At 48.5% G+C, this 14648-nt stretch carries 15 protein-coding genes; 5 read left to right on the top strand and 10 right to left on the bottom strand.

What is annotated here, in order from left to right; genetic code table 11:
• Window positions 1–96 precede the first annotated feature (96 nt).
• Window positions 97–1140 (bottom strand): LacI family DNA-binding transcriptional regulator, encoded by a 1044-nt coding sequence (locus ACTHS4_RS07705; protein WP_314598084.1) that lies wholly within the window; start codon window positions 1138–1140, stop codon window positions 97–99.
• A gap of 257 nt (window positions 1141–1397) precedes the next feature.
• Here ACTHS4_RS07705 and pgi point away from each other — a divergent pair, with 257 nt between their 5' ends.
• Window positions 1398–3038 (top strand): glucose-6-phosphate isomerase, encoded by a 1641-nt coding sequence (gene pgi / locus ACTHS4_RS07700; RefSeq protein ID WP_440365670.1) that lies wholly within the window; start codon window positions 1398–1400, stop codon window positions 3036–3038.
• 172 nt (window positions 3039–3210) lie between these two features.
• On the opposite strand, the gene ftnA (ACTHS4_RS07695) is transcribed toward pgi, so the two are convergent.
• Window positions 3211–3708, bottom strand: a complete 498-nt coding sequence (gene ftnA, locus ACTHS4_RS07695) for a non-heme ferritin (protein WP_371460331.1) — start codon at window positions 3706–3708, stop codon at window positions 3211–3213.
• 16 nt (window positions 3709–3724) lie between these two features.
• Entirely contained in the window at window positions 3725–4210 is a 486-nt protein-coding gene (ftnA, locus tag ACTHS4_RS07690; RefSeq protein ID WP_003686837.1) for a non-heme ferritin, read from the bottom strand.
• A 910-nt stretch (window positions 4211–5120) separates the two neighbouring features.
• Between ftnA (ACTHS4_RS07690) and ACTHS4_RS07685 the strand changes: the two genes are divergently transcribed.
• Entirely contained in the window at window positions 5121–5294 is a 174-nt protein-coding gene (locus ACTHS4_RS07685; protein WP_224783520.1) for a hypothetical protein, read from the top strand.
• Between the two features lie 284 nt (window positions 5295–5578).
• Entirely contained in the window at window positions 5579–6829 is a 1251-nt protein-coding gene (locus tag ACTHS4_RS07680; RefSeq protein ID WP_440365676.1) for an AmpG family muropeptide MFS transporter, read from the top strand.
• Window positions 6830–6902: 73 nt separating this feature from the next.
• Here ACTHS4_RS07680 and hpf read toward each other — a convergent pair whose 3' ends face one another.
• From hpf to ACTHS4_RS07645, 7 genes are all read right to left on the bottom strand, one after another.
• Window positions 6903–7217, bottom strand: coding sequence for a ribosome hibernation-promoting factor, HPF/YfiA family (hpf, locus tag ACTHS4_RS07675; RefSeq protein WP_003748344.1), 315 nt, complete (start codon window positions 7215–7217; stop codon window positions 6903–6905).
• A 49-nt stretch (window positions 7218–7266) separates the two neighbouring features.
• Window positions 7267–8622, bottom strand: a complete 1356-nt coding sequence (rpoN, locus tag ACTHS4_RS07670) for an RNA polymerase factor sigma-54 (RefSeq protein ID WP_070825598.1) — start codon at window positions 8620–8622, stop codon at window positions 7267–7269.
• A 165-nt stretch (window positions 8623–8787) separates the two neighbouring features.
• Window positions 8788–9522, bottom strand: coding sequence for an LPS export ABC transporter ATP-binding protein (lptB, locus tag ACTHS4_RS07665; RefSeq protein WP_063069323.1), 735 nt, complete (start codon window positions 9520–9522; stop codon window positions 8788–8790).
• 70 nt (window positions 9523–9592) lie between these two features.
• Complete coding sequence (lptA, locus tag ACTHS4_RS07660) at window positions 9593–10123, bottom strand: lipopolysaccharide transport periplasmic protein LptA (protein ID WP_049328829.1); 531 nt, start codon at window positions 10121–10123, stop codon at window positions 9593–9595.
• Window positions 10104–10685 (bottom strand): LPS export ABC transporter periplasmic protein LptC, encoded by a 582-nt coding sequence (lptC, locus tag ACTHS4_RS07655; RefSeq protein ID WP_003686789.1) that lies wholly within the window; start codon window positions 10683–10685, stop codon window positions 10104–10106. Before lptC ends, lptA begins: the two co-directional genes overlap by 20 nt.
• Window positions 10682–11218: a KdsC family phosphatase gene (locus tag ACTHS4_RS07650; protein WP_070825599.1), complete on the bottom strand. Its 537-nt coding sequence runs from the start codon at window positions 11216–11218 to the stop codon at window positions 10682–10684. Before ACTHS4_RS07650 ends, lptC begins: the two co-directional genes overlap by 4 nt.
• Window positions 11219–11284: 66 nt before the next feature.
• Window positions 11285–12259 (bottom strand): KpsF/GutQ family sugar-phosphate isomerase, encoded by a 975-nt coding sequence (locus ACTHS4_RS07645; RefSeq protein WP_070825600.1) that lies wholly within the window; start codon window positions 12257–12259, stop codon window positions 11285–11287.
• A gap of 135 nt (window positions 12260–12394) precedes the next feature.
• Between ACTHS4_RS07645 and tal the strand changes: the two genes are divergently transcribed.
• A complete protein-coding gene (gene tal, locus ACTHS4_RS07640) occupies window positions 12395–13450 on the top strand; it encodes a transaldolase (RefSeq protein ID WP_070825601.1) in 1056 nt (351 codons plus the stop codon).
• Window positions 13451–13602: 152 nt separating this feature from the next.
• Window positions 13603–14490, top strand: a complete 888-nt coding sequence (gene gluQRS, locus ACTHS4_RS07635) for a tRNA glutamyl-Q(34) synthetase GluQRS (protein ID WP_070825602.1) — start codon at window positions 13603–13605, stop codon at window positions 14488–14490.
• Window positions 14491–14648 lie beyond the last annotated feature (158 nt).

The following is a 14648-nucleotide window of genomic DNA, read 5'->3' as shown; positions in this document are numbered from 1 at the left end:
CTCCGTTTTCAGACGGCCTTTATTTTGGCCGTTTACATGAATCTTATTTTGATGTGTGTTTGTGTTGTTTAAAGCTTATTTTCAGGCCGTCTGAAACTATTTATTGATCACAGACTGACGCCAGATGGTTTCCCCAACGACCTTGACGGGCTGAGCCGTACCGGCCGGATGTTCGATGTATTGGAACAGCAAATCAGCCGCCATCGCGCCCATGCGCAGATACGGCAGCTCGGTGCTGGTCAACGGCGGAAACAGCGTTTCCGCAATCGCACTGTGATTATCGTAGCCGGCAACGGAGACTTGCTCGGGAACCCGTACGCCGCGCGTCCTCAAAATCCCGTACACGCGCACTGCCATTTCATCATTACCGCAACAAATTACCGTCGGCGGAAGCGGCAAAGACAGCAGCTTCAAAATAGCCGAAATCAAAGACCCGCTGTCGTTGCTGAAGTCAGGATAGCCAGTTTGCACCAAATCAGGATCGAAGACAATATCCGCATCAGCCAAAGCACGGCGGTATCCGGCCAATCTCAATCTCGTCGCTTCCACGCCCGGCTGCAAAGTCACATAAGCAATCCGTTTGTGTCCGCTTTGGATAATCCGGCGCACCAAGCCATACTGCCCTGCTTCGTCATCCGGCAAAACCGACGGCGTACCTGCCAAATCAAAACAGTTGACCAACACCATCGGACAACGGTTGGGCACTTCCGGTAGCAATACTTCCTGATGGAAACCTGCCACATATAAAATCCCCTCGGCACGATGCTCCATAAAGGTACGAATCAGCGGCTCCATCTGACCGGGCTGCCCCGGCTTGTTGTCGATGTCGGCAATCATCAAAATCTTGCCTTGTGCGCGAATCCGCTGCTGAATGCCCTTAATCAAGAACATATCCGGAATGCCGTGTCCGCCCGTATTCTCGCCCGTCCGCGAAATGGCGCCGGTAATCAGGCCGACCAAGCCAGAACGGTGGGACCGCATAATCCGCGCCGCAGAAGACGGGATATAGCCCAAAGCGGCAATCGCTGTTTCTACTTTGGAACGGGTTTTATCGCTGACCGGCGCATCGCCGTTAATTACCCGGCTGACCGTCTTGGGAGACACCCCGGCATAAGCAGCGACATCATAAATTGTAGCCATCTTACGGACCCGCCCCGACAGGATTTCAATAATGTTACATAGGATAACACAGCAGACATCGGTGTCATACCCCCTTTTTTACAGAAACTTGATGATAATCAACCGTTTCTATTGCATTTTGCATACATTTCTTAAACAAAACCGCCCACGCCATCTCCCAAAATCTGTTCAAATTTGTTAAACTACAAGCCACTACAAAAAAGCAGGAAATACCTATCTATCCTGCTTATTTTACCGTTACATACTAAGGAAACGAGATGTCCGCATACTCAGACGCATGGCAAGCCTTGGAAGCCCATCATGCCGCTACTCAACACGTTACCCTGCGCGAACGCTTCACCGCAGATGCCGAACGTTTCAACAATATGCACGAAATTCTGCATGGTTTGTTATTTGATTACAGTAAAAACCGCCTAGATGAAAATACCCTTGATTTATTGTGCCAACTGGCCGAAGCAGCCGATTTGCCACAATATATGCAGGCCATGAGCAGCGGTGAAAAAATCAACACCAGCGAACACCGCGCCGTTCTCCACACCGCCCTGCGGCTGCCTGCCAATGCCAAACCTGTTTACGTCGATGGTGAAAACATCGTGTCCAAAGTTCATCACGAACTCAACCGCACCCTCGAATTCGCACGCCAACTTTTAGACGGCACCCACGCAGGCATTACCGGCAAACCGATTACCGACTTGGTTCACATCGGTATCGGCGGCTCCGATTTGGGCCCGCGCATGGCTACACAGGCGCTGCAGCCTTATTGGCAAAACATCCGCGTCCACTTTGTCAGCAACTCCGATGATGCGGACCTGACCCAAACCCTTCTCGGCCTCAATCCCGAAACCACCGTATTCAGCATTGCCAGCAAATCATTCCGCACACCGGAAACCCTGCTCAATGCCTACGCGGCGCGTACTTGGTACCGTGATGCAGGTTTGCCTGATTCCGGCATCTACCGCCACTTCTGCGCCATTTCCGCCGATGTGGCCGCAGCCCAAAACTTCGGCATCTCCCCCGACAAAGTTTTCGCCATGTCCGACTGGGTCGGCGGCCGCTATTCCGTCTGGTCGCCTATCGGCCTGCCGCTGATGGTTGCCGTCGGCGAAAAAGCATTCCGCAAAATGCTGGCCGGCGCACACGCGATGGATACCCATTTCTTCGAGACACCATTCCGCCGCAATATTCCCGTCCTGATGGCACTCATCAACGTTTGGTACAACAACTTCCAACATTCAGACGGCCAAACCGTTGTCCCATACAGCCACAACATGCGCCTCTTTACCCCGTGGCTCAACCAGCTCGATATGGAAAGCCTCGGCAAACAGCGTACTTCAGACGGCCAACCCGTTTCCTGCACCACCGGTGGCATTGTCTTCGGCGATGAAGGCGTCAACTGTCAACATGCCTACTTCCAGCTTCTACACCAAGGTACGCGTCTGATTCCCGTCGATTTCATCGTCCCCATGACCACAGTCTACGGCAACCACCGCCAACACCGCTTTACCGTTGCCAATGCCTTCGCACAAGCCGAAGCGCTGATGAAAGGTAAGACCTTAGACGAAGTGCAAATCGAATTGGCCGCCCTACCCCAAGACGAACGCGACCGCCTTGCACCGCAAAAAGAATTCCCCGGCAACCGCCCGAGCAACAGCTTGCTCATCGACAGCCTGACACCTTTCAACCTCGGCATGCTGATGGCGGCTTACGAACACCGCACCTTCGTACAGGGTGTGATTTGGCGTATCAACCCCTTCGACCAATGGGGCGTAGAATACGGTAAAGAACTGGCCAAAACCATCGAACCCGAACTCGAACGCGGCACACCGGCACACGACAGCTCCACCAACGGTCTGATTGCCTTCTACCGCAACTGCAACGCAGTATCGAAGGCCGTCTGAAAATAAAATATCCGTAAGACAAGCATATCTGCCTGTCTTACGGACATTTCAAAAACCTAATCGGCGGTAAGAATGAACCGTTAAAGCACCGCACTTTTAGACAAAAGTAGCCAGATTTTGATATAAAAAAAGGCTAAATCTATAATGACTTAGCCTTTTTCATCAGACTTGATTAGTTGTTTGTTGTTAATGCGCCTAAATCTTTATCAACTAAGAACAAACCTTTACCATCTTCACCAAGAAGATTTAATTTATCCAAAATTCCACTGAATAATTTTTCTTCTTCATGTTGTTCAGCCACATACCATTGTAAGAAGTTAAAGGCAGAGTAGTCTTTCTCTTCAAAAGTTCTATCAACTAATTCATTGATTTTAGAGGTAATTAACTTTTCATGTTCATAAGTTAATTCAAGTACTTGTTTCAATGATGAAAATTGATGAGGTGGTTCATCAATTTGTGTGATGATAGCCAATGCGCCGGTCTCATTTAAATAAGTGAAGAGTTTACGCATATGCTGCATTTCCTCAGCCGCATGCTCTGATAAAAATTTTGCAGCTCCTTCGAAACCTTGTTGTTCGCACCAGGCGCTCATTTGTAAATATAAGTTAGAAGAATAAAACTCTAAATTCATTTGATCATTTAATAGTTTAATCACGCTATTTGATAACATTTTATTTCTCCTATTCTTATAAAGTTTTTAATTCACGATCAATGTAGTAGAGCGCTGTACCACTTTCACCAAGAAGTTTGAATTTATCAACAATACTGTTAAATAATTTTTCTTCTTCATGCTGTTCAGCTACATACCATTGTAAGAAGTTAAAAGTAGAGTAATCCTTTTCTGCAAAAGTACTCTCAACTAACTCATTAATTTTAGATGTCACTAGTTTTTCGTGTTCAAGTGTTGTTTCAAAAACTTCTTTTAATGAAGCGTAATCGTGTTTAGGGGCGTCAATTTTACCTAACAAAGGCATTCCACTGGTTTCGCTCACATAAGTAAACAACTTTTGCATATGTTCCAATTCTTCATCGGCATGACGAAGTAAAAATGCTGCAGCGCCTTCATAACCATGTTTATGGCACCATGCACTCATTTGCAAATAGACATTTGATGAATACAACTCGAGATTGATTTGTTCGTTTAATTTTGCTGTAATTGACTTACTTAGCATAACTAACTCCTTTTCTCAATGCGGTTAATAGATGTATCACAATACAAAATTTGTATTTGCGGATGAATTTTACTCATTTTATTGAGAATAATCAATTTTATTTTATCAATTTTTATGCAACCCATTAATTTAAAAGGATTTTAAAAATAAATCATTCTCATTTGGTTCCATTTAATGAAATGAGTTATCAATATCGCCTTTGCCTAAATTCTCTAGAGAAATGATGAGGTGTTGGAAGGAGAATCGTAGATTTCCAAAGTTTTTTGCTCTCACTTATCAACTCCAAAATACTGGATAAATAGAAAACATGAAAATTCAATGTTTTTTATAGAATTACGCATCAAAGCGATATAGTTTCAAAGTAGGTTATCCTTAATATTTGAATGTGACAATTACCATTTATTATTTGACATAATATACATATTGTTGAAAAATCTACTGGTTAACTTCAATCAGGGAAAGCATGAAGAAGTTAGGAAGTTGGTTGGAAAGTTGATTAGGGTAGATTTTATTCAAATGAAAGACTAGGCTATGAAATCAAAATTTGTGTATAAGTTACTGGTAATTTCAAAGTACCTGTATATTTTAATTTGTATATCAATACCAATCGTTTTTATTTATGAAAGCTACCAAGGAGATAATGTTGATTTTATGATTTATATTCATGCTTTTATTATTTTTTCCATATTGGGTGTATTGACTCAATATTCTACATCTAATTTTTTTGAAAAGGAAAAATAACATGATTGAACTATCCATTGAGGATCTGGAACTAATTTATGGAGGAGGCTTAGGAGAGAGAATCCTTCAAGGAGGAGCAAATGGTGCATAAATAGGAGGATCAATTGGTGCAGGTATTGGTCTGGGTGTCGGTATAGCTTTTGGCAGTATTCCTGCCGGACCAGCTATTATGGTCGGCGGCACAATTGGTGCTGCTGTTGGTGCTGCAACTGGTATGGGTGTTGCAGCATATGAGTATTATCAAGAAACTCAGCCTAAAGGGACAGTAACGGTCGGTCCGATTTCTGCTTTTGCTGTGGACAAATCAGGAAACGGCTACACTGACGGCACAAATTACCACTGATATTTCTCATCGTTCAAACGATCTCTAGGGGTCGTCTGAAACTTTCTTAACTTCAATTTTATAAATACACCCAAGCAACCCTTCTTCCGTCCTGAAGTCTCCGTTGCCCGCCAAACCAGTTGTTCCAACAAAAGGCCGTCTGAAACTTAATTTGTCAAAGTTTCAGACGGCCTTTATTCAATAAAGATAGCAGAAGCTCATTCGCCATATCCCCCATCTTTGCTACAATATCCCTTTTCTTTTTTATTGATTCCACTATGACAACCGCACCCCAACCCAGCACTATGCAGCGAATTTTCTCGCGCAGTATGCTGATTTGTATCTTTACAGGCTTCACTTCGGGGCTGCCGCTTTATTTTCTGATCAACCTGATTCCGGCATGGTTGCGCAGCGAACATGTCGATTTGAAAACCATCGGCCTGATGGCACTTATCGGGCTGCCTTTCACTTGGAAATTTATCTGGTCTCCCGTCATTGATTTGGTCAGATTACCTTTTTTAGGACGGCGACGCGGTTGGATGCTGGTTACGCAAATTGGTTTGCTGCTGACCTTGCTCATTTACGCCTTCCTAAATCCTGCTCAGCATTTATATGTAATTATGGGCTTATCGTTGGTGGTCGCCTTTTTCTCTGCCAGCCAAGATATTGTATTGGATGCATTTCGCCGCGAAATTTTGTCAGATGAAGAATTAGGCTTGGGCAACTCCATCCACGTCAATGCCTACCGTATCGCCGCTTTGGTACCCGGCTCGCTCAGCTTGATTCTGGCCGACTTAATGCCTTGGCACAACGTATTCATCATTACTGCACTGTTTATGCTGCCCGGTCTGCTGATGACCCTGTTTTTAGCTAAAGAACCTGACATTCCACCATCTGTGTCGCGTACATTTGCCCAAACGGTTTCAGACCCTTTCAGTGAGTTCTTCTCCCGCAAAGGAATCAAACAGGCCATATTGGTATTGCTGTTTATCTTTCTCTACAAACTGGGCGACAGTATGGCAACGTCTCTGGCAACGCCGTTTTATCTGGACATGGGCTTCAGCAAAACCGACATCGGCCTCATTGCCAAAAATGCCGGTTTATGGCCTGCTGTCATTGCCGGTATTGTAGGCGGTATTTGGATGATAAAGCTCGGCATCAATAGAGCTTTGTGGATTTTCGGCGTGGCGCAATGGGTTACTATTCTAGGCTTTGCTTGGCTGGCAAATTTTGGCAAGTTTGAAACCATCACACTGACAGAGCAAATGATGCTTGCGGCCGTGATTGGTGCAGAAGCAGCTGGTGTTGGTTTAGGTACAGCAGCATTTGTTGCCTATATGGCTCGTGAAACCAATCCAGTATTTACGGCCACTCAATTAGCCCTCTTCACCAGCCTTTCCGCTGTACCGCGTACATTTATCAATGCTTCGGCAGGTTATCTGATTGAAGCGATGGGTTACTTTAATTTTTACTGGCTGTGTTTTGCTTTGGGCATACCGGGCATGTTGCTGCTGTTTAAAGTGGCACCATGGAATGGCGAAAAAGTGAGTAACTAGATTGCCAGTCTAAAACTTCTAGTAAAACAAAAGGCCGTCTGAATGTTCAGACGGCCTTTATCATACAAAAATTTTATTCTGCTTCAGGTTTGACAGTACTGCGGACATCACCGCTTTTTTCTTTATGTTTCAAAACAGCGCGGTCGAGCTTGTCCATCAAAACATCAATTGCGGCGTACATATCCTGTTCAATCGCTTCAACGTGCAAATCTTTGCCTGCCAAATGTACATCAGCTTCGGCTTTCTGGCTGACTTTTTCCACCGAGAGCGTGATGGTCACGGAGATGATGTTGTCGGCGTGGCGGCTGATTCGTGCCAACTTGTCGGAAACGTAGTTTTTGATGGCTTCGGTAACATCAAAATTCAGACCGGTGATTTTCAGATTCATGATACAGCTCCTTCGGTTGGTTAGTCCGTCAAAACGGATCGGAATATATCTACTCGGTAAATTTTCGTTTGTGTGCCGGTGGGATGTCTAATGATTCTCTATATTTAGCAACTGTACGTCTGGCGATTTCAATGCCGCGTTGTTTTAATAATTTGACGAGGGTCTCATCCGAATAGGGTTTGCTGCTGTCTTCGCTTTCAATCAGCTGGCTCAATACGGCTTTGATTGCACCTTGGCTGAACCCTTCGCCGTCATCGTCGGCATTGACTGCCTGTGTGAAGAAATAGCGTAACGCAAACAGGCCGCGCGGGCAAGACAAATATTTCTGATTAGCGGCACGCGAGATGGTACTTTCCGCCAAACCCAATTCGGCGGCGGCATCTTTCATCAGCATGGGCGACAGGCCGATTTCTCCGAAGATGAAAAAATCTTCCTGATTTTTGACGATATACTCGGCAAGGCGGAGGACCGTGCTTTTACGCAGCTCCAAAGAATCAATGCGCTGCTTGGCTTCGTTGATTTTTTCCTTCCACTCCGGTGCGCCCTCTTCCTCTGATTTCATCAGGTCGCAATATTCCTGATTAAGCTGCAGCTTCGGCCAAGCCGCTTCGTTGCTGATGACTTCCCAGCCGTCCTTGCCCTCTTTGACCCAAACGTCAGGCTGAATATAAGGCGTAGGCGTGGCAGAGGCGAAGCCGTAGGCCGGATAGGGATTGAGCCCGGCAATCATATCGAGCGCGGCTTCTATGGTTTTGCTGTCGGTATCGGGATAAAGTTTACGGAAACGCAGAACGTTTTGTTTGCGGTTTTTGCCTAAGTCTTGAAGCGAACTTTGCACCAAATGCGCGGCCATTTGTCTGGCCGGAGAAGCCGGCAAACGCATCAGTTGCAACATGAGCGACTCGGTCAAATCCGCCGCCGCCACGCCGGGAGGATCAAAAGTTTGCAACACATCCAGCGCATTTTGCAGGGCTTCTTCGTCCAGCATCCATTCCAACGGCGTGTGGTCGATGATTTCTTCGAGGCTGTCGGTGAGGTAGCCTTGTTCATCCAAAAAATCAATCAAGACATGAACATAGGCCGCTTCCACTTGCGAGAGCGGATGCTCGCACACTTGGGCATGCAGATAGTGTTTGAAATCCTCTTCTTCGGCGATGTTGCTCCAAATATCTTCGGCATCGTCGCCGCTCAACTGCTGACCTGCGCGCGGCATGGTGACGGCACGATTGAGCCCGCTATCGGCAAACTCATCGCTTTCCGGACGCTCAAGCAGAGGATTGTCTAATAACCAGTCTTCCACTTCGCGCTCAAGCTCAAGACCCGACATCTGTAAGATGCGCAAAGACTGCTGCAGCCGCTGGTTGAGCTGCTGGGTCTGTTTGAGTTTAAGGACGAGTGAAGACATAGTGTTTTTTTCGAAGTGTATGGATAGTTTTTCAGACGGCCTTTGTACGGAGGGCCGTCTGAAAAACTAGGTTATAGGTATTATATTTGTATTTTTAGTGATTATTCCAATATTTATAGCCGCCCTCAATTGAAATAAGGGTCTCATATACCGTCAAATATGCATTCAATATTTGAAATTTTCACCCAAGTAAACCGAACGGACTTGTTCATTGTTGACCAAATCATCCGGCTTGCCTGAAGCCAATACCGTACCGTCGCTGATGATGTAGGCACGGTCGCAGATGCTGAGGGTTTCGCGCACGTTGTGGTCGGTAATCAATACGCCAATACCGCGTGATTTGAGGAACTCGATGATTTTCTGAATATCGATGACGGCAATCGGGTCAACGCCGGCAAAAGGTTCGTCCAACAAAATGAAACGCGGCTGCATGGCCAGCACGCGTGCGATTTCGACACGGCGGCGTTCGCCACCGGACAAGGACGGCGCAGGGTTGTTGCGCAGGCGCTCGATATTCAAATCTGCCAACAGTTTTTCCAGTTCGGCATCGATGCGGCTTTTGTCCTTTATGCTGATTTCCAAAATGGCGCGGATATTTTGTTCCACGGTCATTTTGCGGAAAATCGAGGCTTCCTGCGGCAGATAGCCGACGCCGAGGCGGGCGCGTTCGTGAATGGGCAGGTGACGCAACTCTTGGCCGTCCAGCATCACGCTGCCTGCATCGGCGGCAATCAGGCCAACAATCATGTAAAAGCTGGTGGTCTTACCCGCGCCGTTGGGGCCGAGCAGGCCGATGACTTCGCCGCTTTCGATTTCAAGGGAGAAGCTTTTGACGACTTGGCGTTTTTTGAAACTTTTTTGCAGGTTTTGAACCACAAGACGGCTGTTGTTTGCGCTCATATTCTGTTGACTTTCGATATTGACCTCAGGCCGTCTGAACCTTTTTCAGACGGCCTTTTTATGTGTTTTCTTATTTGTTTTTCTGCGTGCTGGACGGCTGGATGACCACGCTGACGCGGCCGGATTTGGCGGCGGATTTCACACCGGATTTGGCGCTGCCGTTGATGGTGTAAACCTCGGTTTTGGTGTTGTAAGTGATGACCGCACCTTCGGCCACATCGCCGCCGCGCTGTACTTTGGCATTACCGGTCAGGGTAACCAGACTGGCTGCAGAAGAATACGTTACAGTATTGGCTTGGCCGTTGACCACGCCTTTGCCGCCGTCCAACTCTTGGCTGAATTTGACGGGCGAACCGGTGGCTTTCATCAACTGCTCGCTTTTGTCGTTGCGCGAAACGGTCACGCTGCCGGCACGGATATTGAGCGTGCCTTGTTTGATGATGACGTTGCCGGAAAAGGTGGTGCTTTGGTTGTTTTGGTCAAGCGAGCCTTGGTCGGCTTCGATTTGAATCGGCTGCTTGCTGTCGCTTTGCAGAGCAAAGGCCGGGCTGGCGGCAAAAACGGCAACAAGGGCTAAGGTTTTACAAATTTTTTGTATCATAAATTGTGGCTTTCACTTTGGAAGGGAAATTCAGCAAACCGGTTTTGTGGTCATAAGTCATGCCGTTTGCCTGACCGCCGGACTGTCCGTATTGGAAAGTAACGGGGCTGTCGGTATGGGCGTATTGCGCTTCGGTATCAACATTCAAACGTTCGGTTTTGACGATGCCGGCCAAACGCTTGGCATCTGCCGCTTTATTTAAGACAACATTCTGTTCAAAAACGACTTTTTTGTTTTGAATATTGTACGCTGCCTTATCGCTGCCGACTTCATACAGCAGGCTGCCGTCGCGGTAAAACGAAAGATGTGGTTTGTCCAAATGCACGTCTGCGCTATTCGGATATTGGACGGCATCGACCGCGCTCAGGTTTTCTTTCAGACGGCCTTCTTGGTCAAAACGTTTGCCGTTGATGCCTTTCATCGAATATTGCGGCTCATTCGGATTGAGGACGACTTCTTCAACCTGCACTTCGCTGATGCGGCCGAGCCACGCCGCCAGTGCGCCGAGTGAAACGGCCAACACCAGCGGAAAGGCGATTCCGTAACGCCATCTGATTTTCATCGTACATACTCTTTCAAAGCAGGTTCAAGCGTACCTTGCGCCTGCATAATCAAATCGCACACTTCACGCACCGCACCTGCGCCGCCGGATCGTCGGGTTACATAATGGGCGTATTGCAAAGTGAACCAATGCGCCTCAGGAACGGCGACCGCCAATCCGCAACGCACCATCACGGGCAAATCGACAACATCGTCGCCGACAAAGGCGCACTCATGCTCCTCCACACCGGCATGTTCGCGTAATTGGGCGTAGGCGGCACGTTTGTCGTGAATGCCTTTGAAGTAATAGTTGATACCGAGCTGCTTCACGCGGATACCGACGGAAGGCGCATCGCGGCCGGTAATAATCGCAGTTTGCACGCCGCCGGCCTGAAGCATTTTCAAACCGTGTCCGTCCAAAGTGTGGAACGATTTGATTTCTTCGCCGTTGTCGCGGATAAAAATGCGGCCGTCGGTCAAAACGCCGTCCACATCCAGTATCAGCAGTTTGATACCTAAAGCGCGTTGTTGCAGGTCGGAAGAGAGGTTTTGCATAAGGTTTCCTTATTTCAGACGGCCTATTCTAGCATAAGGCCGTCTGAAAACGTTTTTGCCGTCGATTCAGACAATTCGTGCCATCAATAAATCGTGCATATTCAGCGCACCAATCAGCACGCCGTTTTCTTCGACCACCAGCAAACCGTTCACATGGCCGCTTTGCATGGCTTTCAAAGCTTCGGTGGCAAGGCGGTCGGCGGAAATGGTTTTCGGCGAAGCGTGCATGATGTCGTCCACTTTCAAACCGGCAAAGCTGTCGCGTTCTTGAAACAGACGGCGCAAGTCGCCATCGGTAAATACGCCTTTCAAACGGCCTTCGGCATCGGTTACCGCCAACATGCCCAAGCCTTTTTCACTCATGCGGACAATGGCTTCTTTCAACGGCGTACCCAACAAAACGGCAGGCAGAGCTTCGTCTTTGTGCATAATATCCGCCACGCGCAGAAGCAGGCGTTTGCCCAGGCTACCGGCCGGATGGCTTAAAGCAAAATCGTCGGGCGTAAACGCGCGTGCGCGCAGCAGGACAACCGCCAACGCATCGCCCAAGGCCATTACGGCAGTCGTACTGGAAGTCGGCGCAAGGCCGAGCGGGCACGCCTCTTTGGAAACCGCCGCGGTAATATGGATATCGGCATGACGCGCCATGGTCGAAGTCGGATGGGCAGTGATACAAATAAGCGTGATGTTTTTACGTTTCAACGCCGGAATAATCGCTGCAATTTCATCGCTTTCGCCGGAATTGGAAATGGCAACCACGACATCGTGGTCCACAATCATGCCCAAATCGCCGTGCGCTGCTTCGGCAGGATGGACGAAAAACGCAGGCGTGCCGGTGGAAGCCATGGTTGCCGCCATTTTGCGGCCGATGTGTCCGGACTTGCCCATGCCGGTAATGACGACCCTGCCCTTGCAGTGCAACAACGCTTCCGCCGCACGGACAAAATCATGATCCAAAGCCGCCGCAATTTCACGCAAACCTTCGGCTTCCGTATTCAATACATCGCGCGCCCAGTCGAGATAAAGTGTGTTTTCCGCCATCAAAGCCACCTTTCGTGCTTGAATTTAGGTTTGTTTTGCCCAAATTAATCGGCTGTAAACTGTTCAAATTCATCGAATCGGCGTAGCATTACCGCCACTTCAACAAACAAACCTATTATGTAAAAGGAATCAGAGATGACTATTTTATCGGACGTTAAAGCATTAGGACAACAAATCTGGTTGGACAACCTCTCCCGTTCGCTGGTACAAAGCGGCGAATTGGCAGAAATGCTGAAACAAGGTGTGTGTGGCGTAACTTCCAATCCTGCCATTTTCCAAAAAGCCTTTGCCGGAGACTCCCTGTACGCCGATGAAGTAGCCGCGCTCAAACAACAAGACCTGACGCCAAAACAACGCTACGAAACCATGGCGGTTGCCGATGTGCAAGCCGCTTGCGACGTGTGCCTTGCCGAACACGAATCCACCGGTGGCAAAACAGGCTTCGTCAGCCTCGAAGTTTCGCCTGAATTGTCCAAAGACGCACAAGGCACGGTTGAAGAAGCGCGCCGCCTGCACGCCGCCATCGGCCGTAAAAATGTCATGATTAAAGTACCGGCAACCGACGAAGGCATCGAAGCGCTTGAAACCCTCGTTTCAGACGGCATCAGCGTCAACCTGACCCTGCTCTTCTCCCGCACCCAAACCCTCAAAGCCTATGCGGCCTACACGCGCGGCATTGCCAAACGTTTGGAAGCAGGACACGACGTTTCCCATATCCAAGTTGTCGCCAGCTTCTTTATTTCCCGTGTCGATGCCGCATTGGACACCACTCTGCCCGAACACCTCAAAGGTAAAGTCGCCATTGCGCTGGCCAAAGCCGCCTATCAAGATTGGGCGCAATACTTCGGCAGCAGCGAATTTGCCGCACTTGCCGAAAAAGGTGCCAACCGCGTACAACTTTTATGGGCATCTACCGGCGTGAAAAACCCTGCCTATCCTGACACTTTGTATGTTGACAGCCTGATTGGCGCCCATACCGTCAACACCGTTCCCGATGCCACACTCAAAGCCTTTATCGACCACGGCACCGCCAAAGCCACTTTGACCGAAGGTGTGGACGAAGCCCAAGCGCAACTTGCCGAAACCGCGAAACTCGGCATTGATGTCGAAACTTTGGCAATTCGTTTGCAGGAAGACGGTTTGAAACAATTTGAAGACGCTTTCGCCAAACTGCTTGCTCCCTTGGCTTAAGCGGATTGAACGGACGGCTGAGAAACTTAAATTATTTTGAAAAGTCTCAGGCCGTCTGAAACCCAAATTCGGGCGTGTATGGCACGCCCTTTTCTATCACGATTTGAATACCGTGCAGGCATACTATCCCTGCCCTACAAAACCACCCTGCCATGTATATAGGACGTTTCGCCCCCAGCCCTACCGGCCTGCTTCATATCGGTTCCCTACTGACCGCCGTCGCCTCCTATGCCGACGCACGCGCTCATCAGGGCAAATGGCTGGTCCGCATTGAAGACCTTGATCCTCCACGCGAAATGCCCGGCGCCGCTGCCGACATTTTGCGCACGCTTGAGGCTTTCGGCTTTGAGTGGGATGGCGAAGTCGCCTATCAAAGCCGCCGTTACGACCTGTATCAAGACACCCTCGACCGCCTCAAAGCAGCCGGACTGGTGTATCCTTGCTATTGCAGCCGCAAAGACTGGCAGGCGGCGGCAACACATGGCGCAGACGGATTTGTATATAACGGCCGTTGCCGCAATCCTCAGCAAAGACCCGACACGCAAAACAAAACGCCGGCATGGCGCATTCAAGCTCCCGATCGCGTGATCGGTTTTTCAGACGGCATTGTCGGACATTACGCACAAAATCTGGCACACGACATCGGCGATTTTGTCCTGCTTCGTGCCGACGGCTATTGGGCATATCAGCTTGCCGTGGTTGCCGACGATGCCGATCAAGGCATAACGCATATTGTCCGCGGTCAGGACTTGCTCGTTTCCACGCCACGCCAAATCTATCTGCAACAATGCCTCGGCGTGCCCACACCGGCCTACGCCCACCTTCCCCTATTGACCAACAACCAAGGGCAAAAATGGTCGAAACAAACCCTTGCCCCGGCTTTGGATTTGAATCAAAAAGAACAACTTCTCCACCAAGTCCTAACCTACCTCAACCTACCCGATGCACCTACCATGAACCGTCCGCAAGAATTGCTCGATTGGGCGGTGACGCACTGGCAAATGGACAAAATCCCAAAATTGTCCATTATCACGGACTGAATTAGCGCAATTACAACAAAATTACTCTAGGTATTACAATATTTCATAAAATTATGTAAGTAATCTTCCGATTCATCCCAAACCACGCCCAAGAAGCGAAAAATCATGTATATTTCAAAAATTTCCTAAAATTGTCACAAACTGATAATTTCAAGGTT

Origin of the sequence: Neisseria sp. P0014.S009, from assembly GCF_051958155.1 — a bacterium.
GTDB lineage: Bacteria > Pseudomonadota > Gammaproteobacteria > Burkholderiales > Neisseriaceae > Neisseria > Neisseria flavescens_C.
The sequence above is the reverse complement of the archived record's forward strand: the minus strand, read 5'-3'. Positions and strand labels throughout refer to the sequence as shown.

Coding starts and splice junctions, on each gene's coding strand:
- rpoN (WP_070825598.1), bottom strand. CDS start 8,622: ATGTCTTCACTCGTCCTTAAACTCAAACAGACCCAGCAGCTCAACCAG.
- ACTHS4_RS07645 (WP_070825600.1), bottom strand. CDS start 12,259: ATGGCGGAAAACACACTTTATCTCGACTGGGCGCGCGATGTATTGAAT.
- hpf (WP_003748344.1), bottom strand. CDS start 7,217: ATGAATCTGAAAATCACCGGTCTGAATTTTGATGTTACCGAAGCCATC.
- lptC (WP_003686789.1), bottom strand. CDS start 10,685: ATGAAAATCAGATGGCGTTACGGAATCGCCTTTCCGCTGGTGTTGGCC.
- ACTHS4_RS07650 (WP_070825599.1), bottom strand. CDS start 11,218: ATGCAAAACCTCTCTTCCGACCTGCAACAACGCGCTTTAGGTATCAAA.
- gluQRS (WP_070825602.1), top strand. CDS start 13,603: ATGTATATAGGACGTTTCGCCCCCAGCCCTACCGGCCTGCTTCATATC.
- ftnA (WP_371460331.1), bottom strand. CDS start 3,708: ATGTTATCAAATAGCGTGATTAAACTATTAAATGATCAAATGAATTTA.
- ACTHS4_RS07685 (WP_224783520.1), top strand. CDS start 5,121: ATGGTCGGCGGCACAATTGGTGCTGCTGTTGGTGCTGCAACTGGTATG.
- tal (WP_070825601.1), top strand. CDS start 12,395: ATGACTATTTTATCGGACGTTAAAGCATTAGGACAACAAATCTGGTTG.
- ftnA (WP_003686837.1), bottom strand. CDS start 4,210: ATGCTAAGTAAGTCAATTACAGCAAAATTAAACGAACAAATCAATCTC.
- pgi (WP_440365670.1), top strand. CDS start 1,398: ATGTCCGCATACTCAGACGCATGGCAAGCCTTGGAAGCCCATCATGCC.
- ACTHS4_RS07680 (WP_440365676.1), top strand. CDS start 5,579: ATGCAGCGAATTTTCTCGCGCAGTATGCTGATTTGTATCTTTACAGGC.
- lptA (WP_049328829.1), bottom strand. CDS start 10,123: ATGATACAAAAAATTTGTAAAACCTTAGCCCTTGTTGCCGTTTTTGCC.
- ACTHS4_RS07705 (WP_314598084.1), bottom strand. CDS start 1,140: ATGGCTACAATTTATGATGTCGCTGCTTATGCCGGGGTGTCTCCCAAG.
- lptB (WP_063069323.1), bottom strand. CDS start 9,522: ATGAGCGCAAACAACAGCCGTCTTGTGGTTCAAAACCTGCAAAAAAGT.